The 21,182-nt window shown below is 68.6% G+C and carries 18 protein-coding genes and 1 tRNA gene; 13 read left to right on the top strand and 6 right to left on the bottom strand.

The genetic code is table 11. The features are described 5' to 3' along the window. Positions 1-166 precede the first annotated feature (166 nt). Entirely contained in the window at positions 167-1,027 is an 861-nt protein-coding gene (locus KO717_RS26985; RefSeq protein ID WP_301371795.1) for a DUF4184 family protein, read from the top strand. Positions 1,028-1,063: 36 nt separating this feature from the next. Here the strand turns inward: KO717_RS26985 and polA are convergent, their stop codons facing one another. Further along, on the bottom strand, positions 1,064-3,718 hold the full coding sequence (gene polA / locus KO717_RS26980; protein ID WP_437184656.1) for a DNA polymerase I: 2,655 nt from the start codon (positions 3,716-3,718) through the stop codon (positions 1,064-1,066). 264 nt (positions 3,719-3,982) lie between these two features. Between polA and KO717_RS26975 the strand changes: the two genes are divergently transcribed. From KO717_RS26975 to KO717_RS26940, 8 genes are all read left to right on the top strand, one after another. Next, positions 3,983-6,253 (top strand): FdhF/YdeP family oxidoreductase, encoded by a 2,271-nt coding sequence (locus tag KO717_RS26975; protein WP_301371792.1) that lies wholly within the window; start codon positions 3,983-3,985, stop codon positions 6,251-6,253. Positions 6,254-6,307: 54 nt separating this feature from the next. After that, entirely contained in the window at positions 6,308-6,781 is a 474-nt protein-coding gene (locus tag KO717_RS26970; RefSeq protein ID WP_301371790.1) for a PaaI family thioesterase, read from the top strand. 241 nt (positions 6,782-7,022) lie between these two features. Beyond that, entirely contained in the window at positions 7,023-7,433 is a 411-nt protein-coding gene (locus tag KO717_RS26965) for a hypothetical protein (RefSeq protein WP_301371787.1), read from the top strand. A gap of 541 nt (positions 7,434-7,974) precedes the next feature. Next, positions 7,975-9,210 (top strand): branched-chain amino acid ABC transporter substrate-binding protein, encoded by a 1,236-nt coding sequence (locus KO717_RS26960; protein ID WP_301371785.1) that lies wholly within the window; start codon positions 7,975-7,977, stop codon positions 9,208-9,210. 108 nt (positions 9,211-9,318) lie between these two features. Next, positions 9,319-10,251, top strand: coding sequence for a branched-chain amino acid ABC transporter permease (locus tag KO717_RS26955; protein WP_030762336.1), 933 nt, complete (start codon positions 9,319-9,321; stop codon positions 10,249-10,251). 5 nt (positions 10,252-10,256) lie between these two features. Further along, the gene (locus KO717_RS26950) at positions 10,257-11,981 is read left to right on the top strand and encodes a branched-chain amino acid ABC transporter permease (protein ID WP_301371783.1); all 1,725 of its coding nucleotides are present in this window, start codon (positions 10,257-10,259) and stop codon (positions 11,979-11,981) included. A 5-nt stretch (positions 11,982-11,986) separates the two neighbouring features. Then, complete coding sequence (locus KO717_RS26945; RefSeq protein WP_301374782.1) at positions 11,987-13,051, top strand: ABC transporter ATP-binding protein; 1,065 nt, start codon at positions 11,987-11,989, stop codon at positions 13,049-13,051. Next, positions 13,048-13,764: an ABC transporter ATP-binding protein gene (locus tag KO717_RS26940; RefSeq protein ID WP_301371782.1), complete on the top strand. Its 717-nt coding sequence runs from the start codon at positions 13,048-13,050 to the stop codon at positions 13,762-13,764. Before KO717_RS26945 ends, KO717_RS26940 begins: the two co-directional genes overlap by 4 nt. Before the next feature lie 65 nt (positions 13,765-13,829). Here the strand turns inward: KO717_RS26940 and KO717_RS26935 are convergent, their stop codons facing one another. Beyond that, on the bottom strand, positions 13,830-14,483 hold the full coding sequence (locus KO717_RS26935; protein ID WP_301371781.1) for an ANTAR domain-containing response regulator: 654 nt from the start codon (positions 14,481-14,483) through the stop codon (positions 13,830-13,832). 92 nt (positions 14,484-14,575) lie between these two features. On the opposite strand from KO717_RS26935, the gene KO717_RS26930 reads away from it, so the two are divergent. After that, a tRNA-Leu gene (locus KO717_RS26930) sits at positions 14,576-14,658 on the top strand. An 87-nt stretch (positions 14,659-14,745) separates the two neighbouring features. Further along, on the top strand, positions 14,746-15,525 hold the full coding sequence (locus KO717_RS26925) for a helix-turn-helix domain-containing protein (protein ID WP_301371780.1): 780 nt from the start codon (positions 14,746-14,748) through the stop codon (positions 15,523-15,525). 2 nt (positions 15,526-15,527) lie between these two features. Here the strand turns inward: KO717_RS26925 and KO717_RS26920 are convergent, their stop codons facing one another. Both KO717_RS26920 and KO717_RS26915 read right to left on the bottom strand, forming a co-directional pair. Beyond that, a complete protein-coding gene (locus KO717_RS26920; protein WP_301371779.1) occupies positions 15,528-16,046 on the bottom strand; it encodes a hypothetical protein in 519 nt (172 codons plus the stop codon). A gap of 43 nt (positions 16,047-16,089) precedes the next feature. Continuing rightward, positions 16,090-16,545 carry a MarR family transcriptional regulator gene (locus KO717_RS26915; RefSeq protein WP_301371778.1) on the bottom strand — a complete coding sequence of 152 codons (456 nt, stop codon included), beginning with the start codon at positions 16,543-16,545 and terminating at the stop codon, positions 16,090-16,092. 64 nt (positions 16,546-16,609) lie between these two features. Here KO717_RS26915 and KO717_RS26910 point away from each other — a divergent pair, with 64 nt between their 5' ends. Further along, entirely contained in the window at positions 16,610-16,861 is a 252-nt protein-coding gene (locus tag KO717_RS26910) for an EF-hand domain-containing protein (RefSeq protein WP_301371777.1), read from the top strand. Between the two features lie 62 nt (positions 16,862-16,923). Here the strand turns inward: KO717_RS26910 and pyk are convergent, their stop codons facing one another. Further along, positions 16,924-18,351, bottom strand: a complete 1,428-nt coding sequence (gene pyk, locus KO717_RS26905; protein WP_301371776.1) for a pyruvate kinase — start codon at positions 18,349-18,351, stop codon at positions 16,924-16,926. A 145-nt stretch (positions 18,352-18,496) separates the two neighbouring features. Further along, complete coding sequence (locus KO717_RS26900; RefSeq protein WP_301371775.1) at positions 18,497-19,198, bottom strand: SIMPL domain-containing protein; 702 nt, start codon at positions 19,196-19,198, stop codon at positions 18,497-18,499. A gap of 127 nt (positions 19,199-19,325) precedes the next feature. Between KO717_RS26900 and KO717_RS26895 the strand changes: the two genes are divergently transcribed. Continuing rightward, positions 19,326-21,134 carry a bifunctional metallophosphatase/5'-nucleotidase gene (locus KO717_RS26895; protein ID WP_301374780.1) on the top strand — a complete coding sequence of 603 codons (1,809 nt, stop codon included), beginning with the start codon at positions 19,326-19,328 and terminating at the stop codon, positions 21,132-21,134. Positions 21,135-21,182 lie beyond the last annotated feature (48 nt).

Below are 21,182 nucleotides of genomic sequence, written 5' to 3'. Positions count from 1 at the left end.
TCGACGTCCGCGTGACCCTACGTCAACTCCCTGCACACGGCACGCAAGGTAGCCGGGAATTCACCGGATCCCCACGTCCCGAGGCAGGTCACGCATACTGTCTGGACCCTTCGGGAGCATTGGCCCGAAGTAAGGAACGTCCACAGGAAGTCCCAGGAGAGGTGCCATGCCGTTCACTCTCAGCCACGCGGCCGCCGTACTTCCGGCCATCCGTCGGACCGGGCGTGCACGAGGCCCTCTCGTCGCATCGGCGCTCGTCCTCGGGTCGTTCGCGCCGGACACCTTCTACTTCACGGACGCGGTCGTCGAGGGTGTCCTGACCTACGGGGCCTTCACGCACTCGCTGCCGGGCGTCCTCACACTGGACGCCGCGCTGACGGCCGTCCTGGTGGGCTTCTGGCTTCTGCTGCGCGAGCCGCTGATCGCTCTCCTGCCGCGCGGCTGGCGGGGCAGGGTGTACGCCTTCGTGCGGGGCGAGGCGTGGCGCGAGCGTCCCCGGCCGGCCGCGCTCGTCGGCTGGTTCTACGTCTCGGCGGCCGTCGGCTCCCTCACCCACGTGGCGTGGGACAGCTTCACGCACAACGACCGCTGGGGCACGAACGCGCTGCCCGATCTCGCCGAGCCGCTCGTCTACGGCCTGCCGGGCTACTCCTTCCTCCAGTACGGCACTTCGGCCGTCGCCGCCTGCGCCCTGCTCTGGTTCACGGTGACCGCCCTGCGCCGGATTCCCGCCCTCCCGGCGCCCGCGGCCGTGCCGGTGCTCTCCCGCGCGGAGCTCTGGGGTGCGCTCGCCCTGCTCGTGGTGTGCGTGGCGGCCGGCGTCACCCGGCGCGTGTTCCGCTTCTTCGACTTCTTCGACCGGATCCGTACGCCGCTCGACATCATCCCGACCGTCTGCTTCGGCGCGGGCGGCGGACTGACCGTCGCGCTGCTGGTCTACGGGGTCCTCGTGCGGCTGCGGCACCGCCGCGACCGGACCGGGCGCCGCACGGACGAAGAAACGCGGACGCCCGTCCCCACCGCCTGAGCGGCGGGGACGGGCGCCGGGCCGGCCGTACGGCGATCAGTGCGCGGCGGACTCCCAGTCCGGGCCGACGCCCACCGACACGTCCAGCGCGGCCCGGAGCTCGACGGCGGCGCCCATCTCGCGCCGCACCAGCTCCTCGACCTGCTCGCGCTCGCCCGGGGCGATCTCCAGCACGATTTCGTCGTGGACCTGGAGCAGCATCCGCGACCGCAGACCGGCCCCGGCGATCGCCTTGTCCACGCGCAGCATCGCGACCTTGACGATGTCGGCGGCGGTGCCCTGGATGGGGGCGTTGAGCGCCATCCGCTCGGCGGCCTCGCGGCGCTGGCGGTTGTCGCTGTTGAGGTCGGGCAGATACCGGCGGCGGCCGAAGATCGTCGCCGTGTATCCGGTGGCGCGGGCCTCGTCGACGACCCGGCCGAGGTAGTCGCGGACCCCGCCGAACCGCTCGAAGAAGGTCTCCATCAAGCCGCGCGCCTCGGCGGGCTCGATGTTCAGCTGCTGGGCGAGGCCGAAGGCGGAGAGCCCGTAGGCGAGTCCGTACGACATGGCCTTGATCTTGCGGCGCATCTCGGCGTCGACCGCGGACCGCTCCACGCCGAACACCTGGGAGGCGACGGTGGTGTGCAGGTCCTCGCCGGTCGCGAACGCCTCGATCAGGCCCTCGTCCTCGGAGAGGTGGGCCATGACGCGCAGTTCGATCTGGCTGTAGTCGGCCGTCATCAGGGACTCGAAGCCCTCGCCGACGACGAAGCCGCGGCGGATGGCGCGGCCCTCGTCGGTGCGCACCGGCACGTTCTGCAGGTTGGGGTCGGTGGAGGACAGCCGGCCGGTCGCGGCGACGGTCTGGCTGAAGCTGGTGTGCACCCGGCCGTCGGCGGCGATGGTCTTGACCAGGCCCTCGACGGTGACGCGCAGCTTGGCCTGCTCCCGGTGCCGCAGCATGATCACGGGGAGTTCGTGGTCGGTCTGCGTGGCCAGCCAGGCCAGCGCGTCCGCGTCCGTGGTGTAACCGGTCTTGGTCTTCTTCGTCTTCGGCAGGTCCAGCTCGCCGAAGAAGACCTCCTGGAGCTGCTTGGGCGAGCCGAGGTTGAACTCGTGGCCGACGGTGGCGTGCGCCTCCTTGACGGCCTGCTGCACGGCTCCCGCGAACTGCTGCTCCATGGCCTCCAGGTGGTCGCGGTCGGCGGCGATGCCGGAGCGTTCCATCCGGGCGAGGAGTTCGGAGGTGGGCAGCTCCATGTCGTGGAGCAGCTCCGCGGCGCCGACCTCGGCGAGCTTGTCCGTGAAGGCGTCGCCCAGGTCCAGGACCGCGCGGGCCTGCCCCATCAGGGCCTCGGCCTCGGCGGTCTCGTCGGCGCCGAAGGCCAGCTGCCCGTCGGCGGCGGCGGGCGCCAGCTCACGGTGCAGGTACTCCATGGACAGGGCGTCCAGGGCGAAGGACCGGCGGCCGGGCTTGACCAGGTAGGCGGCGAGCGCGGTGTCCATGGCGACGCCGGCGAGGGTCCAGCCGTGCTCGGGGAAGACCCGCATCAGGCCCTTGGCGTTGTGCACGACCTTGGGCCTGGCCGCGTCGGCGGCCCAGGCCGCGAAGGCCCGCTCGTCCGCCTCGTCCAGCTCGGCGGGCGTGAACCAGGCGGCTGCGCCGCCGGCCGCGGCCAGCGCGATCTCGGTGACATTGCCCTGGCCCAGCGCCCAGCTGTCGACGCTCGCGAGGCCCAGCGGGCCGCCCGCGTGGCTCTCCAGCCACGGCGCCAGCTCGCCCGTGCCCAGCACGGACGCGTCCAGCTCCACGCCGGCCGCAGGAGCCGGGGCCTCTTCGACGGCCGCGCCCGGGTCCACGGCGAGCAGCCGCTCGCGCAGCGAGGCGTTGCGGATCTCCAGCACGTCCAGCACACCGAGCATGGCGGTCCGGTCGTAGGGGGCGCGGACCAGGTCGGCCGGGGCCTTGGGCAGCTCCACGTCCTTGACCATCTCGGTCAGGACCCGGTTGAGCTTGACGGCCTCCAGGTGGTCCCGGAAGTTCTGCCCGGCCTTGCCCTTGACCTCGTCGGCGCGCTCCACGAGCTCCGCGAACGACCCGAACTGGGTGATCCACTTGGCCGCGGTCTTCTCACCGACGCCCGGGATGCCCGGCAGGTTGTCGGACGGGTCGCCGCGCAGCGCCGCGAAGTCCGGGTACTGCTGCGGGGTGAGGCCGTACTTCTCCACGACCTTCTCCGGGGTGAACCGGGTGAGCTCGGAGACGCCCTTGGTCGGGTAGAGCACGGTGGTGTGCTCGGAGACGAGCTGGAAGGAGTCCCGGTCGCCGGTGACGATCAGCACGTCGAAGCCGGCCGCCTCGGCCTGCGTCGCCAGCGTCGCGATCACGTCGTCGGCCTCGAAGCCGTCGACGGCGAACCGCGGCACGTGCATCGTGTCGAGCAGCTCGCCGATCAGCTCGACCTGCCCCTTGAACTCGTCGGGGGTCTTGGAGCGGTTCGCCTTGTACTCGGGGAACTCCGTCGAGCGCCACGTCTTGCGGGAGACGTCGAACGCCACCGCGAAGTGCGTGGGGGCCTCGTCGCGCAGCGTGTTCGCCAGCATCGACGCAAAACCGTAGATTGCGTTGGTCGGCTGCCCCGTCGCGGTCGTGAAATTCTCCGCGGGCAGCGCGAAGAACGCCCGGTAGGCCAGGGAGTGCCCGTCCATGAGCATCAGGCGGGGGCGGTCCGCTGCGGGCGGCTGGTCGGTCTTCTTCGCTGATGAATCTGCCACGCCCCGATCCTAGGCGCCCCCACCGACAATTCCGGCCCGTCGCCTCCCCCGGCGCATCCTCCCCACCGGACGCCCCCGGCGCACCCGCGCGGGCGCGGTACGCACCGGACCGCCCTCCCCGGATTCCGTGGTCCGTGCAAGGATCGAAGGACGCGGCCACACGTGCTGCATACGTACGTACGCTCGAAGGGGAGCGCGATGGCGACCAAGCCGCCCACAGGTGATCCGGTACAGGACGCACCGCAGGTCACACCGCCCAAGCACGCGGCCGCGGGCCTTCCGGCGATCGGGCACACGCTGCGGATCGCCCAGCAGCAGATGGGCGTGGCGCGCACCGCCCGCACGCTCCTCAAGGTCAATCAGAAGGACGGCTTCGACTGCCCGGGCTGCGCCTGGCCCGAGGGCGACAAGCGGCACACGGCCGAGTTCTGCGAGAACGGCGCCAAGGCCGTCGCGGAGGAGGCCACGCTGCGCCGGGTCACCCCCGAGTTCTTCGCCGCGCACCCGCTGGCCGACCTGGCCACGCGTTCCGGCTACTGGCTGGGGCAGCAGGGCCGCATCACCGAGCCGATGTACCTCCCCGAGGGCGGCGACCGGTACGAGCCGGTGAGCTGGGAGCGGGCCTTCGCGATCATCGCCGAGGAGCTGACCGCCCTCGGCTCCCCCGACGAGGCCCTCTTCTACACCTCGGGCCGCACCAGCAACGAGGCCGCGTTCCTCTTCCAGCTCTTCGCCCGCGAGTTCGGCACGAACAACCTGCCCGACTGCTCCAACATGTGCCACGAGTCCTCGGGCTCCGCACTGACCGAGACCATCGGCATCGGCAAGGGCAGCGTCTCCCTCGAAGACCTCCACCAGGCCGACCTGATCATCGTCGCCGGCCAGAACCCGGGCACCAACCACCCGCGCATGCTCTCCGCCCTGGAGAAGGCCAAGTCCGCCGGCGCGAAGATCATCTCGGTGAATCCGCTGCCCGAGGCGGGCATGGAGCGGTTCAAGAACCCGCAGACCCCCATCGGCATGCTGAAGGGCACCGCCCTCAACGACCTCTTCCTGCAGATCCGCATCGGCGGCGACCAGGCCCTCTTCCGCCTCCTCAACAAGCTCGTCATCGAGACGGACGGCGCCACCGACGAGGCCTTCATCCGCGAGCACACCCACGGCTACGAGGAGCTCGCGGCCGCCGCGAAGGAGGCCGACTGGGACGAGACCCTCACCGCGACCGGCCTGACCCGCCCCGAGATCGAGCGGGCGCTGGCCATGGTCCTGGCCTCGAAGCGCACCATCGTGTGCTGGGCCATGGGCCTCACCCAGCACAAGCACGCCGTCGCCACCATCCGCGAGGTCGTCAACCTCCTCCTGCTGCGCGGCAACATCGGCCGCCCCGGCGCCGGCGTCTGCCCCGTCCGCGGCCACTCCAACGTGCAGGGCGACCGCACCATGGGGATCTTCGAGCGCCCCGCGCCCGCCTTCCTCGACGCCCTCGACAAGGAATTCGGCATCACCTCGCCGCGCGGGCACGGCTACGACGTCGTCCGCTCCATCCAGGCCCTGCGCGACGGCAAGGCCAAGGTCCTCTTCGCGATGGGCGGCAACTTCGTCGGGGCCACCCCCGACACCGAGGTCACCGAGGCCGCCATCCGGCAGGCCTCCCTGACGGTGCACGTCTCCACGAAGCTCAACCGCTCCCACGCGGTCACCGGCCGGCGGGCCCTGATCCTGCCCACCCTCGGCCGTACCGACAAGGACGTGCAGGCGAGCGGCAAGCAGTTCGTGACCGTCGAGGACTCCATGGGCATGGTCCACGCCTCCCGCGGCAACCTCGCCCCCGCCTCCCCGCACCTGCTCTCCGAGCCCGCGATCGTGGCCCGCATGGCCCGCGCGGTCCTCGGCGCGGCCTCCGCCACCCCGTGGGAGGAGTTCGAGCGCGACTACGCCTCGATCCGCGAGCGCATCTCCCGCGTGATCCCCGGCTTCGAGGACTTCAACGCCCGCGTCGCCCGCCCCGCCGGCTTCCAGCTCCCGCACGCCCCGCGCGACGAGCGCCGCTTCCCGACGAAGACCGGCAAGGCCAATTTCACCGCCGCGCCCGTGGAGTACCCGCGCGTCCCCGCGGGACGGCTGCTCCTGCAGACCCTGCGCAGCCACGACCAGTACAACACCACGATCTACGGCCTCGACGACCGCTACCGCGGCATCACCGGCGGCCGCCGCGTGGTCATGGTGAACCCGGCCGACGCGGCCGAGCTGGGGCTGGCCGACGGTGCGTACACGGACCTGGTGAGCGAGTGGAAGGACGGCGTGGAGCGGCGCGCGCCCGGCTTCCGCGTCGTGCACTACCCGACCGCCCGCGGCTGCGCGGCCGCGTACTACCCGGAGACCAACGTGCTGGTCCCGCTGGACTCGACCGCGGACACCAGCAACACCCCGGCCAGCAAGTCCGTCGTCGTGCGCTTCGAACCGGCCTGATAGAACGACCTCAGGACAAGACGGTTAACGATCGTTGACGAACGGAGCCTGGCCATGGGCGAGCAGCACGCAGTGAAGTTCCCGCAGGAGGTGCTCGACGAGTACACGGCCCTGGGCATCGACCTGCCCTCGCTGTTCTCGGCGGGACACCTGGGCGAGCGGATGGACATCCGCATCCTGGAGGCCTCGGCCGACCGCGTCGTGGGCACCATGCCCGTCGAGGGCAACACCCAGCCCTACGGACTGCTGCACGGCGGGGCCTCGGCCGTGCTGGCCGAGACCCTCGGCTCGGTCGGCGCCATGATGCACGGCGGCATCACCAAGATCGCCGTCGGCGTGGACCTGAACTGCACCCACCACCGGGGCGCCCGCTCCGGCATCGTCACCGGCGTCGCCACCCCGGTGCACCGCGGCCGCTCGACCACCACCTTCGAGATCGTCATCACCGACGAGCAGGACAAGCGGATCTGCACCGCCCGCCTGACCTGCCTGCTGCGCGACGCCGACCCGGCCGCCGCGGGGGCCTGACCCCCGGCCGCCGGCCTGCGTGCCGCCGGCCGCACGGCACGACGGCTGCACGGCACGACGGCCGCACCGCACTGCCCCGGCACCACCCGACAGGCCCGGACCCCGCCCGCACGGCGGCGGATCCGGGCCTGTGTGCGTTCCCGGACGCCACCGCGCCCGCCAACCGCCCGGAATCCGCCAGTCCGCACGCTTCACGGTGACATCTGTTGTGTCACCGATGGTCACCGCCTACCGTCCCCCCATGGGGACCATGCCACGCAAGGCCCGGTACGCCGCCCACACCCTCCTCGCGGCGCTCGCCCTGACCGGATGCACATCCTCCGCGCCCACCCCCGCGGCGGGTTCCGCGAGCCCTTCCGCCGCCCCCGCCTCCGCTCCCCCCTCGCCCGTACAGGTGTGCACGAGCCTCGTGTCCTACTGGGCGAAGGAGACCCTCCTGGGCACCAAATGGTCCGGTCTCGACTGGGAGCAGAAGGGCCTGTCCAACGACCAGTACGCGATTCACGAGGACGCGGTGGCCGCAGGACGCGCCGAGGAGCGAACTGCCGGGCGGGACAAGGCACTTGAGCTGATCGACCGGTTCGTGGCACAGCGCTGCGCCGCCGAGGGCGGCGCGACGCGGAGTTCGGAGAACTGGCGCCCGCCGACGTGACCGAGGTCACCGCATTCCCGAGCACGGTGTCCGCCTTCCGGTCAGATGGCCCCGCGGGACCGAACCGCAGGTGAGGGGCCATACCGCCACTCGAACAAGATCCATTCGGTTTCGAAACTGCCCTCTTGACCGTCACTCTGCGTAATGCACATGAGGGCCGTAATCCGCCTTTTCCCTTAAGAAAGCCCACTCGGAGGATTCCTTTGGACACGCGCAGCCACATTCGGCCGAAAATGATCTAAGACAGGTGCATGGAGGCCTCAAGCCCCTTAGGAGAACTGGTAATTCTCAGGATGCGGACACCCACCAAGGTAAGAAAACGTCCGATTTGTCCACACTCCCGCTACACATTCTTGGCCTTGGCATAACAAGAGCGTCACATCCTCCTTTCCCTGCTCCCCGTGCTCGCCACCTCGGGCCTAGAGTCACGGCCAGTCACCGCGCCGCAGGGCGCAATCAGCACGGCCGTGGACCTCCCAGTGCGGCCCGGCGACCTAACGGCACCTCTCACGAGAGAGCCGCGCCAGGGAAAGGAAGAATCGTGCGACACCGTTCTTTGCTCGTCCTCACCACCGTGATCACCACGGGAGCACTGACCCTCACCGCTTGCGGATCGCGCGACGGCGGAGACTCCAAGGACAACGGCGGCGGCAAGAAGACCACCGTCGTCATCGGTGTGGACGCCCCGCTCACGGGCTCGCTCTCCGCGCTCGGCCAGGGCATCAAGAACTCCGTCGACCTCGCGGCCAAGACGGCCAACAAGAACAACGAGGTCCCGGGCATCGAGTTCAAGGTCGAGGCCCTCGACGACCAGGCGGTCCCCGCCTCCGGTCAGGCCAACGCCACCAAGCTCGTCGGCAACAAGGACGTCCTCGGCGTCGTCGGCCCGCTGAACTCCGGCGTCGCCCAGCAGATGCAGGGCGTCTTCGCCTCCGCCAACCTGGCGCAGGTCTCCCCCGCCAACACCAACCCCGCGCTCAGCCAGGGCGACAACTGGGGCAAGGGCGAGTTCAAGCGCGGCTTCAAGACCTACTTCCGCACCGCCGCCACCGACGTGGTCCAGGGCAAGTTCGCCGCCCAGTACCTCTTCAAGGACGCCGGCAAGAAGAAGGTCTTCATCGTCGACGACAAGCAGACCTACGGCGCCGGCCTCGCCGCCATCTTCGCCGACGAGTTCAAGAAGCTCGGCGGCGAGGTCGTCGGCACCGACCACGTCACCGTGAAGGAGACCGACTTCTCCTCCACCGCCGACAAGGTCAAGACCTCCGGCGCCGACTCCGTCTACTTCGGCGGCCAGTACCCCGAGGGCGGCCTGCTCGCCGACCAGATCAAGAAGACCGGCGCCAACGTCCCCCTCATGGGCGGCGACGGCATCCAGGACCCGGCCTTCATCAGCGCCTCCGGTGAGGCCAACGAGGGCGACCTCGCCACCTCCATCGGCTACCCGGTCGAGAAGCTCGACACGGCCAAGAAGTTCATCGAGGACTACAAGGCCGAGGGTTACAAGGACCCGTACGCCGCCTACGGTGGCTACTCCTACGACGCCGGCTGGGCCGTCATCCAGGCCGTCAAGGCCGCCGTCGCCGCCAACAACGGCAAGCTGCCCACCGACGCCCGCGCCAAGGTCGTCGAGGCACTCGGCAAGGTCTCCTTCGAAGGCGTGACCGGCAAGGTCGCCTTCGACGAGTACGGCGACACCACCAACAAGCAGCTCACCGTCTACAAGGTCGAGGGCGGCAAGTGGGTCGACGTCAAGAGCGACACCTTCAACCAGTAAGCCCGTAGTCCCCAGCACCACCCGCACCACCTGAACCAACGCCGCGCGAGGGCGCAAACAGCGCCCTCGCGCGGAGTCTTATCCGACACGCTCATCGGAGGCCCTGCGGTGCACGAACTGCCGCAACAGCTGGCCAACGGCCTGGCCCTCGGTGCTCTCTATGGCCTCATCGCCATCGGGTACACCATGGTCTACGGCATCGTCCAGCTCATCAACTTCGCCCACGGCGAGATCTTCATGATCGGCGGCTTCGGCGCGCTCAGCGCCTACGCCATCCTCCCGACCGGCACCTCCCTGCTGATCGCGATACCCGTCATGATCGTCGGAGGTGCCGCCACCTCCGTCGCCGTGGCCTGCGCAGCCGAACGCTTCGCCTACCGCCCACTGCGCAGCGCCCCCCGGCTCGCACCCCTCATCACCGCAATCGGCCTCTCGATCGCGCTCCAGCAGCTCGTCTGGCAGTTCTACCCGGACGCCAAGAAGGCCGTCAGCTTCCCTGAATTCAAGGGCGCCGCCTTCAAGATCACCGACAGCCTGGCGATCCAGCGCGCGGACCTCTTCGTCCTCATCCTCGCCCCGCTCTGCATGCTCGCCCTCGGCATCTTCGTCCAGAAGAGCCGCAGCGGCCGCGCCATGCAGGCCACCGCGCAGGACCCCGACACCGCGAAGCTGATGGGCATCAACACCGACCGCATCATCGTCATGGCCTTCGCCATCGGTGCCGCGTTCGCCGCCGTCGCCGCCGTCGCCTACGGCCTCGACAAGGGCCAGATCAACTTCGAGATGGGCTTCATCCTCGGCCTCAAGGCCTTCACCGCAGCCGTCCTCGGCGGCATCGGCAACATCTACGGAGCCATGGTCGGCGGCGTCGTCCTCGGACTCGCCGAAGCCCTCTCGATCGCCTACATCGAAGACATCCCCGGCATGTCGCAGCTCGGCGGTGGCGCCTGGTCCAACGTCTGGGCCTTCGTACTCCTCATCGTCGTCCTCCTCGTGCGGCCACAAGGCCTGCTCGGTGAGCGCGTCGCGGATCGGGCGTGAGAACCATGACCACCAACACCACCCCGCAGACCGCCGACACGGTGAAGCAGGGCCCCGCGCCCACCACCCTCCTCTACGCGGTCATCGCCGGCAGCCTCCTCACCATCGTCAGCGCCTTCCTCGCGTGGACCTGGACCTCCGAATTCCCCGGAGACCTGACCTACTACGGCAGCCCCGCCGACATCCAGTACGTCACCCTCGCCGGCGCAGCCCTCACCCTCGCCTTCGCGCTCTCCGCGCTCGGCGTCAAGGGCTTCCGCTGGCTCGCCCCCAACGGCACCCGCAAGGCGCTCTTCCTCCTCACCCTCGGCAACCTCGCCGCCACCTGGTTCACGGTCATCTCCATCACCGTCGTCCTCGGGGGAGTCATCAACCTGGAACCCGGCTCCTACGTCGCCCTCCTCGGCACGTTCATCCCGGTCCTCGCCGTGAACAAGCTCGCCGACGACACCCGCAAGGCGGCCCCCGCCAAGCAGCTGCCGTCCTGGGCCGAGATCCTCATCATCACCGGCGTCTTCGCCATCGGCCTCTTCGTCATCACCTTCGGCATCGACACCGATGACAAGGAACCGCAGCTCTTCGTCGCCTACCTGATCACCGTCGGCCTCGCCGCCTTCGCGCTGAACAAGTCCGGCCTCTTCGCCCGCCTCGGCGGCCTCACCGCCAAGTACCGCCAGGTCACCCTGATCGGCACCGCGGCCGCCGCCATCGCCTTCCCCTTCATCCAGCAGAGCGGCGACACCTACACGCTCATCGCGGTCAACATCCTGATCTTCGCGACCGTCGCCCTCGGCCTCAACGTCGTCGTCGGCCTCGCCGGCCTCCTCGACCTCGGCTACGTCGCCTTCCTCGGCGTCGGCGCCTACGCCGCAGCCCTGGTCTCCGGAAGCACCGCATCCGCCTTCGGCATCCACCTGCCCTTCTGGGCAGCGGTCATCGTCGGCGCCCTCGCCTCGCTCATCTTCGGCGTGGTCATCGGAGCCCCGACCCTGCGCCTGCGCGGCGACTACCTCGCCATCGTCACCCTCGGCTTCGGAGAAATCTTCCGCATCGCCATGGGCAACCTCGACGGCACCTCCGGCCCCGACATCACCAACGGCCCCAACGGCATCCCCAACATCCCCCACCTCGAAATCTTCGGGTGGAACTTCGGGGAATCCCACGTGGTCGGCGGCATCACCCTCGGCGCCTACGCCAACTACTACTTCCTGATGCTGCTCGTCATGGCCCTCGTCGTCGTGGTCTTCGCCCGCGCCGGCAGCAGCCGCATCGGCCGCGCCTGGGTCGCCATCCGCGAAGACGAGACCGCCGCCGAAGCCATGGGCATCAACGGCTTCAAGGTCAAGCTCATCGCCTTCGCCCTCGGCGCCACCCTCGCCGGCCTCGCCGGCACCGTCCAGGCACACGTCAACAGCACGGTCGTCCCCGAGAACTACGTCTTCGCCGGGCCCGTCCCGCCGAACTCCGCGTTCCTCCTCGCCGCCGTCATCCTCGGCGGCATGGGCACCATCCGCGGCCCCATCCTCGGCGCCGCACTCCTCTTCCTGATCCCGGCGAAGCTGGCCTTCCTCCAGGACTACCAGCTCCTCGCCTTCGGCATCGCCCTCATCCTGCTCATGCGCTTCCGCCCCGAAGGCCTCATCGCCAACAAGCGCGCGCAGCTCGAGTTCCACGACGACACCGCTGACCAGGCCCCCAAGGACCTGGCCACCGCCAAGGCGGGGGCGTGAACAACATGACGACCACCACGGACACCACCACCAAGACCACGGTTCTCGAAGCCAAGGGCGTCACGATGCGCTTCGGCGGCCTCACCGCCGTCAAGAACGTCGACCTCCAGGTCAACTCGGGCGAGATCGTCGGACTCATCGGCCCCAACGGCGCCGGCAAGACCACCTTCTTCAACTGCCTCACCGGGCTGTACGTCCCCACCGAGGGATCCGTCAGCTACAAGGGCACCGTCCTGCCTCCCAAGCCCCACAAGGTCACCGAGGCCGGCATCGCCCGCACCTTCCAGAACATCCGGCTCTTCCACAACATGACCGTGCTGGAAAACGTCCTCGTCGGACGCCACACCCGCACCAAGGAAGGCCTCTGGTCCGCACTGCTCCGCGGCCCCGGCTTCAAGAAGGCCGAAGCCGCCAGCGAAGCGCGCGCCATGGAACTCCTCGAGTTCATCGGCCTGGAGAACAAGGCCCAGCACCTGGCCAAGAACCTCCCCTACGGCGAACAGCGCAAGCTGGAAATCGCCCGCGCCCTCGCCAGCGACCCCGGCCTCATCCTCCTGGACGAGCCCACCGCCGGCATGAACCCGCAGGAAACCCGCGCTGCCGAAGAACTCATCTTCGCCATCCGCGACATGGGCATCGCCGTCCTCGTCATCGAGCACGACATGCGCTTCATCTTCAACCTCTGCGACCGCGTCGCCTGCCTCGTCCAGGGCGAAAAGCTCATCGAAGGCACCGCGTCCGAGGTCCAGGGCGACGAGCGCGTCATCGCCGCCTACCTCGGCGAGCCCTTCGAAGGCGACCCGGGCGCCGCCGACGACGCCGTCGTCGAGGCAGCCGAAGCCGCCGCCGAAGCCGCAGCACCGGCCGAGACGGAGACCGAGGCCGAGGCCACCGCCGAAACCGAGGTCGAGACGGAAGCCGAGACGGAGGCCGAAGCCACCGCCGAAGCCACCGAGACCGACGCCGAAGCGGAGGCCGACGCCGACAACGACGCCGCCACCGACACCCCGGCCGACGCCGACTCGGACAGCACCACCAGCACCACCAGCACGGAAGGAGAGGCCAAGTGACCGCACTGCTCAAGGTCGAAGACCTCAAGGTCGCCTACGGCAAGATCGAAGCCGTCAAGGGAATCTCCTTCGAAGTCAACGAAGGCGAAATCGTCTGCCTCGTCGGCACCAACGGCGCCGGCAAGACGACCACCCTGCGCACCCTCTCCGGCCTCATCAAGCCCAAGAGCGGCAGCATCACCTTCGACGGCCAGCCCCTCGCCGCCGTCCCCGCCCACAAGATCGTCTCCCTGGGCCTCGCCCACTCCCCCGAGGGACGCCACATCTTCCCCCGGCTGACGATCGCCGAAAACCTCCAGCTCGGCGCCTTCCTGCGCACCGACAAGGAGGGCATCGAGAAGGACGTCCAGCGCGCCTACGAGATGTTCCCCATCCTGGGCGAGCGTCGCAAGCAGGCCGCCGGCACCCTCTCGGGCGGCGAGCAGCAGATGCTCGCCATGGGCCGCGCGCTCATGTCCCGCCCCAAGCTCCTGATGCTGGACGAGCCCTCCATGGGCCTGTCGCCGCTGATGATGCAGAAGATCATGGCGACCATCAAGGACCTCAAGGCCACCGGCATGACCATCCTGCTCGTCGAGCAGAACGCCCAGGCGGCGCTCTCGCTCTCCGACAGCGCGCACGTGATGGAGATCGGCAAGATCGTTCTCTCCGGCACCGGCCGCGACCTCCTCCACAACGAGGACGTCCGCAAGGCCTACCTCGGCGAGGACTGACACAACGTGTGAGGCCCGCCTCCCCTCGGGGGGAGGCGGGCCTCACGCATGTCCGGGAGCGGCCGCTACGCGCCGCTCTCCTTCTTCTTCGCCTCGGCGTCCTCGATGACCACCTCGGCGACCTGCTGCATGGACATCCGACGGTCCATGGACGACTTCTGGATCCACCGGAAGGCGGCCGGCTCCGTCAGCCCGTACTGCGTCTGCAGGATGCTCTTCGCACGGTCCACCAGCTTGCGCGTCTCCAGGCGCTGCGAGAGGTCCGCGACCTCCTGCTCCAGCGCCCGCAGCTCCGCGAAGCGGGACACGGCCATCTCGATGGCCGGCACCACGTCGCTCTTGCTGAACGGCTTCACGAGGTACGCCATGGCCCCCGCGTCCCGGGCCCGCTCGACGAGGTCGCGCTGCGAGAACGCGGTCAGCATGAGCACGGGCGCGATGGACTCCTCCGCGATCTTCTCGGCCGCGGAGATCCCGTCCAGGACGGGCATCTTCACGTCGAGGATCACCAGGTCGGGGCGGTGCTCGCGCGCGAGCTCGACGGCCGTCTGGCCGTCGCCGGCTTCGCCGACGACGGAGTAGCCCTCTTCTTCGAGCATCTCTTTGAGATCGAGACGGATGAGCGCCTCGTCCTCGGCGATGACGACGCGGGTCGTCAGCGGCGGAACGTGCGACTGGTCGGCGTCGGGCGTGGGCGTCGACTCGTGCTCGGCGGTCACGGATGCTCCTCTTTGCGGGGCTCTGCTGCTTGGATGAGCCTACCTAGCAGCGCCGCCGCATGGTCACCCGGTACACTCCGACGTGCGACCCTGCCGGGTTGGTGGAATGGCATACACGGATGTCTCAAACACATCTGCCCGTGAGGGCTTGCGGGTTCGAGTCCCGCACCCGGCACTGCGTTCGAAAAAGTGGACGTTCACCTTCGCGTGAACGTCCACTTTTTGCTACGTGCAGCCACTCATGGTCACGCACAGTTGTTCCATGGAGTTCCACAGCCTCGACGTACGGCAAACGGCCCTATCTCTGTTACGCGGCGGCGCGAGAAACGCGGACGTTGCGCGCCACCTCGATGTCCCGCTCGGAACCGTCAGCTACTGGAAACACATAGACCGCTGCAAACGGGGAGAGCCGGTTGCCAACCGCCAGTCACTCCTGTGCCCCCGCTGTGACGGACGAGCTCTGGACCGAGCCGCCTACGCCTACCTCCTAGGCCTCTACCTCGGCGACGGGCACATCAGCCACTACGTGAAGCACAAGGTGCCAAGCCTCATGATCACCTTGGACAACGCGTGGCCAGGCATTCAGGACGAGGCAGAAGCCGCACTGCACGCCGTCTTTCCGCACAATGCCACGTGCCGCGTGCGAACTGCGGGAGCACAGAACATCAAGGTGTACTTCAAGCACCTGCCATGCCTGTTCCCGCAGCACGGGCCCGGCAAGAAGCATGAGCGGCGGATCGTTCTCGAAGGCTGGCAGCAGGAGATCGTCGATGCTCACCCCTGGGAGTTCCTGCGGGGGCTGATCCATTCCGACGGGTGTCGGGTCACCAACTGGACCGTCCGGAACGGCAAGCGCTACGAGTACCCGCGGTACTTCTTCACCAACAAGTCCGACGACATCCGGAAGCTGTGCACGGACACGCTGACCAAGGTCGGGGTCCGGTGGACGGTGCTGGCCCGCGGTAGCGATCCGTTCAACGTGTCCGTCGCGCGGAGGGGCTGCGTCGCCCTCATGGACGCCCACATCGGGCCGAAGTACTAGCTTCAGAGGTGCGTGGTGGTTCCGGTGGTCGGGTCGTAGGTGATCAGGGGCGGGAGCTGGTGGTGGCCGGTGACGGTCTCGGCGGTGAGGACGGCGGGGCGGTCGCATGCCGTGCCCAGGTCGGTCAGGAAGCGCAGCACGTCGGCGACGTGGGTGCCGTCCTCGATGTCGTCGGGCCAGAGGGAGAATTCGATCCCGTCGACCGGCAGATGGGCCGAGAAGCGGGTGTGGCCGTATCGGACGGCGAGGGTTGCCGTGTAGCCGTCCTCGATGGTGGCGAACGGGTCGCTGGTGTCGTTCGGGTCGAGGTTCTGTCCCTCGGGGCCGTCGTACCAGGTGAGCTGGTCGGCGGTGGTGCGGAGGTGGTGTAGGACCTGGTTCCAGTGGGTGTCGTCGGTGTCCGTGACGGTGATGTCGCGCAGGCTTCCGTCGACGTGGAACACGTCGCACATCCATGGTTCGGGGAGGCGGCAGGTGCCTGGGCGGGGTGCGCAGTCGTCGTGGGGTCGCTGCGTGGTCATCCGGTCGGTCCCCCGTGTGTGCGTCGTGGGGGCCAGTATGGCGTTACGGGAGGTCGGCGTTGCCGCCGAGGTTGGCGACCAGGCGGCGGAGGGTGTTGATCGTGGCCGCGTAGGTGGTGTCGTCGATGCCCTGCCGCATGGCGGCGTGGACCTTGGCGTTGCGGGCGTGGGCGCGGAGGCGGCCTGCTTCGCCGGCTTCGGTGAGGGTGAGGCGGTGGTCGGTCTCGGTGAGCCAGCCGCGGGTGGTGAGGTCGGCGTACATGGCCTCGAAGTCGGTGTGCTGGTCGTCGTAGGGGGCCAGCTTTGCTGTGAGGGCCTCGCGGGTCCATCGACCGGGGGCGCCTGCTACGTGGTTGAGCGTCCACCAGTGGGGTTGGGTGAGGCTCTCCTCGGCGAGGGCTGTGCGGAGCCCGCCGATCACCAGATCGGCTGCGGCGCGGGTCCAGTAGCCGATGGGCTGGGCGGCGAGCTGCTGCTGGGGGTGTTCCTTGATCGTCATAGGGCGACCGTATGACCTCAGGTTAGGTTGAGGTCAAGGGATTGGTTCGACGAGGGAATCCGTGATGAGTGAGAAGGCCCGGAAGCTGTTCGACGCGCTCGATCTGGATGAGGACGGGGAGCTGACGCGGGCGGAGGTGATCTCGGCGCTGCGGTCGAAGGGGCCGACTCTGGCGGCGCGGGGGGATCTGCCGTTCTGGGGTGTGGGGGATGCGGCTGCGTCGTCGGCGTTGTTCGATGCGGCTGATGCGAATGGGGATGCGGTGTTGTCGTTCGAGGAGTTCGCGGTGGTGGTGGATCGGCGGTTCGGTTGGTAGGCGGGGGTGGGGGGTGACCGCGTCGGGCGGGTGGTGTGGCCCGACGCGGTGCGTCGGGTGGGTCAGTGGACCGCGTCGCCGATGTGGTGGATGCGGACGAGGTTGGTGGAGCCGGTGACGCCGGGGGGTGAGCCGGCGGTGATGACGACGGTGTCGCCGGGTACGCAGCGGCCGATGCGCAGGAGTTCTTCTTCGACTTGGGCGACCATGGCGTCGGTGGAGTCGACGTGGGGGCCGAGGAAGGTTTCGACGCCCCAGGTGAGGTTGAGCTGGGAGCGGGTGGCGGGGTCGGGGGTGAAGGCGAGGAGGGGGATGGGTGAGCGGTAGCGGGAGAGTCGGCGGACGGTGTCGCCGCTCTGGGTGAAGGCGATGAGGAATTTGGCGTCGAGGAAGTCGCCCATTTCTGCGGCTGCGCGGGCGACGGCTCCGCCTTGGGTGCGGGGTTTGTTGCGGTCGGTGAGTGGGGGGAGGCCCTTGGCGAGGATGTCTTCTTCGGCGGCTTCGACGATGCGGGACATGGTGCGGACGGTTTCGATGGGGTATTTGCCGACGCTGGTTTCGCCGGAGAGCATGACGGCGTCGGTGCCGTCGATGATGGCGTTGGCGACGTCGCTGGCTTCTGCTCGGGTGGGGCGGGAGTTGTCGATCATCGAGTCGAGCATTTGGGTGGCGACGATGACGGGTTTGGCGTTGCGCTTGGCGAGTTTGATGGCGCGCTTTTGGACGATGGGGACTTGTTCGAGGGGCATTTCGACGCCGAGGTCACCGCGGGCGACCATGATGCCGTCGAAGGCGGCGACGATGTCGTCGATGTTTTCGACGGCTTGGGGCTTTTCGATCTTGGCGATGACGGGGAGGCGTCGGCCTTCTTCGTCCATGATGCGGTGGACGTCTTGGATGTCGCGGCCGCTGCGGACGAAGGAGAGGGCGATGACGTCGGCGCCGGTGCGCAGGGCCCAGCGGAGGTCTTCGATGTCTTTTTCGGAGAGGGCGGGGACGGAGACGGCTACGCCGGGGAGGTTGAGGCCTTTGTGGTCGGAGACCATGCCGCCTTCGATGACGCGGGTGTGGACGCGGGGGCCGTCGACCGTGGTGACTTCGAGGGTGACGCGGCCGTCGTCGACGAGGATGAGTTCGCCGGTGGTGACGTCGGTGGCGAGGCCTTTGTAGGTGGTGCCGCAGGTGTGGCGGTCGCCTTCGTGGTCTTCGACGGTGATGGTGAATTCGTCACCGCGTTCAAGGAGTACGGGTCCTTCGCGGAAGCGGCCGAGTCGGATCTTCGGGCCTTGAAGGTCGGCGAGGATGCCGACGCTGTGGCCGGTCTCGTCGGAGGCCTTGCGTACGCGCTGGTAGCGCTCCTCGTGTTCGGCTGTGGTGCCGTGGCTGAGGTTGAGGCGGGCGATGTCCATTCCGGCTTCGACCAGTGCTTTGATCTGGTCGTATGAGTCGGTTGCGGGGCCCAGGGTACATACGATTTTCGCTCGGCGCATGAGGCGAGCGTATTCCCCTACCTGCGGGTAGGTAATCGCTTCCGGGTGTCCAATCAACAACCGTTGGGCAAAAGGTTGTTGACAAGTGTTGAATGTGCATGGGGGTGCTCTGATGAGCACCCCCGGGGTGTCTTTCGTGGGTTCTTCAGAGTTGTGGCGGGGTCATGGTGAAGCGGGCGTTCACCTGTGCGTAGACGGTCTGGCGCTGGGGTTCGAGGTCGAGCGGCGGGGGGCCGGCGTCCTCGGCGGTGCTGAAGGCCATGGTGCGCATGCCGGCGCCGGGGACGGCGGCGAAAGGGGCGGCGTTCTCGGCGCCGAGGTCGGCGAGTTCGACGAGGGCGGCGAGGTTCGCGCCGAGGGCTTCGGCGTATTCGCGTGCGCGCTGGACGGCTTCGAGCACGGCTTGGCGGCGGGCTTGGCCGTGGGCGGGTGAGGTGGGGCGCAGGGCCCACCAGGGGCCGTCGACCTGGGTGAGTTCGAGGTCGGCGAGGCGGGTGGTGAGTTCGCCGAGGGTGGTGAAGTCGCTGAGTTCGGCGGTGATGTGGACGCGGCCGTGGTAGGCGCGGATGCGTTCGGCGCGGCCGTGGCGGGTGAGTTCGGGGGTGATGGAGAAGGCGCCGGTTTCGAGTTTTTCGACGGGGTCGCCGTAGCTCTTGATGAGGTCGAGGGCGGTGTTGTTGCGGCGGGTGAGGTCTTCGAGTGCGGTGCGGCGGTCGGTGCCGCGGGCGCTGACGGTGATTCCGATGCGGGCGATCTCGGGGTCGACTTCGATGCGGGCTTCGCCGCGGACCGCTACGCGGGGTACTTCGGGGGTTCCGTAGGGCTGGTGCGATGCGTCCTGGGTCATGGTTTCACTGTCGCACTGTCGCTCGTTCGGGTGTGGTCACCGGATCGAAACCTGGTGGGGGTGTTGCGGCTTGTTACTGCTGGGTCAGAATCTACGCGCGTTGTTCAGGCCTCAAAAGGGAGATGGTATGGCGTTCGACCGTAGGACTTTCCTGGGTGGTACGGCTGCGACGGGTGCGGCTGTGGCGTTGGCGGGGGCCGCGAGCGCTCCGGCCGCGGCGGCCCCGCAGGGTGTGGAGGTGTCCGGGTCCCGGGCGCGGACGTACTCCTTCACGGTGATGGGTACGACCGACTTGCACGGGAATGTCTTCAACTGGGACTACTTCACGGACAAGGAGTTCGACGACAAGGCGCACAACGACGTCGGTCTGGCGAAGATTTCGACGTTGGTGGAGCAGGTGCGGGCGGAGAAGGGGCGGCGCAACACGCTGCTGATCGACGCGGGTGACACGATCCAGGGCACGCAGCTGTCGTACTACTACGCGAAGGTGGATCCGATCACCGCGCGGCGTGGTCCGGTGCACCCGATGGCGCAGGCGATGAACGCGATCGGGTATGACGCGGCGGCGCTGGGGAACCACGAGTTCAACTACGGGATACCGGTGCTGCGGAAGTTCGAGGAGCAGTGTGATTTCCCGCTGCTGGGGGCGAACGCGCTGGATGCGCGGACGCTGCGGCCGGCGTTCGCGCCGTACAGCATGCACTGTCTGCGGACTCCGCACGGGCGTGATGTGAAGGTGGCGGTGCTGGGGCTGACGAACCCGGGTATCGCGATCTGGGACAAGGCGAACGTGCAGGGGAAGATGACGTTCCCGGGGCTGGAGGAGCAGGCGGCGAAGTACGTGCCGAAGCTCCGTTCGATGGGCGCCGATGTGGTGATCGTGTCCGCGCATTCGGGTTCGAGCGGTACGTCGTCGTACGGTGACCAGCTGCCGTACATCGAGAACGCGGCGGCGTTGGTGGCGGAGCAGGTGCCGGGGATCGACGCGATCCTGGTGGGGCATGCGCACACGGAGATTCCCGAGTACCGGGTGAAGAACAAGGCGACCGGCAAGGACGTGGTGCTGTCGGAGCCGCTGAAGTGGGGGCAGCGGCTGACGCTGTTCGACTTCGAGCTGACGTGGGCGAAGGGCCGCTGGTCGGTGGAGAAGGTCGCGGCGAGGGTGCTGAACTCGAACACGGTGGCGGAGGACCCGAAGATCACGGGGCTGCTGTCGGACGAGCACCGCAAGGTCGTGGCGTACGTGAACCAGGTGATCGGTACGTCGACGCAGGCGATGTCGTCGGCGGAGGGGCCGGTGAAGGACGTGGCGATCATCGATCTGATCAACCACGTGCAGGCGGAGACGGTGAAGGCGGCGCTGGCGGGTACGCAGTGGGCTGCGCTTCCGGTGTTGTCGCAGGCGTCGTGCTTCTCGCGGACTGCGGGGATCCCGGCCGGTCAGGTGACGATCAAGGATGCGGCGGGGCTGTACCCGTTCGAGAACACGATGGAGGCGCGGCTGCTGACGGGTGCGCAGGTGAAGGACTATCTGGAGTACTCGGCGCGGTATTACGTGCAGACGGCGGCGGGTGTTCCGGTGGATCCGGCGAAGCTGACGAACGCCGAGAGCATTCCGGATTACAACTACGACGCGGTGTACGGGCTGGCGTACGACATCGACATCGCGCAGCCGGCGGGTTCGCGGATCACGGGGCTGACCTTCCAGGGGAAGGCGGTGGATCCGGCGGCGCAGTTCGTGCTGGCGGTGAACAATTACCGGGCTTCGGGTGGTGGGAACTTCCCGCATGTGCCGCAGGCCAAGCAGCTGTGGTCGAACTCGGACGAGATCCGGAACACGATCATCCAGTGGGTGAAGGCGAAGGGGACCGTCGATCCGGCGCAGTTCGCGTCGGTGGACTGGCGTCTGACGCGGGCGGGCGTGCCGGTGTTCTAGGCGCTGGTCGTAGGAGGCACCTCAGGGGGCCGGGGTCCGCGGCGGCGG

The organism is Streptomyces xanthophaeus, assembly GCF_030440515.1.
GTDB lineage: Bacteria > Actinomycetota > Actinomycetes > Streptomycetales > Streptomycetaceae > Streptomyces > Streptomyces kutzneri.
The sequence above is the reverse complement of the archived record's forward strand: the minus strand, read 5'-3'. Positions and strand labels throughout refer to the sequence as shown.

Coding starts and splice junctions, on each gene's coding strand:
- KO717_RS26985 (WP_301371795.1), top strand. CDS start 167: ATGCCGTTCACTCTCAGCCACGCGGCCGCCGTACTTCCGGCCATCCGT.
- polA (WP_437184656.1), bottom strand. CDS start 3,718: ATGGACGGGCACTCCCTGGCCTACCGGGCGTTCTTCGCGCTGCCCGCG.
- KO717_RS26975 (WP_301371792.1), top strand. CDS start 3,983: ATGGCGACCAAGCCGCCCACAGGTGATCCGGTACAGGACGCACCGCAG.
- KO717_RS26970 (WP_301371790.1), top strand. CDS start 6,308: ATGGGCGAGCAGCACGCAGTGAAGTTCCCGCAGGAGGTGCTCGACGAG.
- KO717_RS26965 (WP_301371787.1), top strand. CDS start 7,023: ATGGGGACCATGCCACGCAAGGCCCGGTACGCCGCCCACACCCTCCTC.
- KO717_RS26950 (WP_301371783.1), top strand. CDS start 10,257: ATGACCACCAACACCACCCCGCAGACCGCCGACACGGTGAAGCAGGGC.
- KO717_RS26945 (WP_301374782.1), top strand. CDS start 11,987: ATGACGACCACCACGGACACCACCACCAAGACCACGGTTCTCGAAGCC.
- KO717_RS26925 (WP_301371780.1), top strand. CDS start 14,746: ATGGAGTTCCACAGCCTCGACGTACGGCAAACGGCCCTATCTCTGTTA.
- KO717_RS26920 (WP_301371779.1), bottom strand. CDS start 16,046: ATGACCACGCAGCGACCCCACGACGACTGCGCACCCCGCCCAGGCACC.
- KO717_RS26915 (WP_301371778.1), bottom strand. CDS start 16,545: ATGACGATCAAGGAACACCCCCAGCAGCAGCTCGCCGCCCAGCCCATC.
- KO717_RS26910 (WP_301371777.1), top strand. CDS start 16,610: ATGAGTGAGAAGGCCCGGAAGCTGTTCGACGCGCTCGATCTGGATGAG.
- pyk (WP_301371776.1), bottom strand. CDS start 18,351: ATGCGCCGAGCGAAAATCGTATGTACCCTGGGCCCCGCAACCGACTCA.
- KO717_RS26900 (WP_301371775.1), bottom strand. CDS start 19,198: ATGACCCAGGACGCATCGCACCAGCCCTACGGAACCCCCGAAGTACCC.
- KO717_RS26895 (WP_301374780.1), top strand. CDS start 19,326: ATGGCGTTCGACCGTAGGACTTTCCTGGGTGGTACGGCTGCGACGGGT.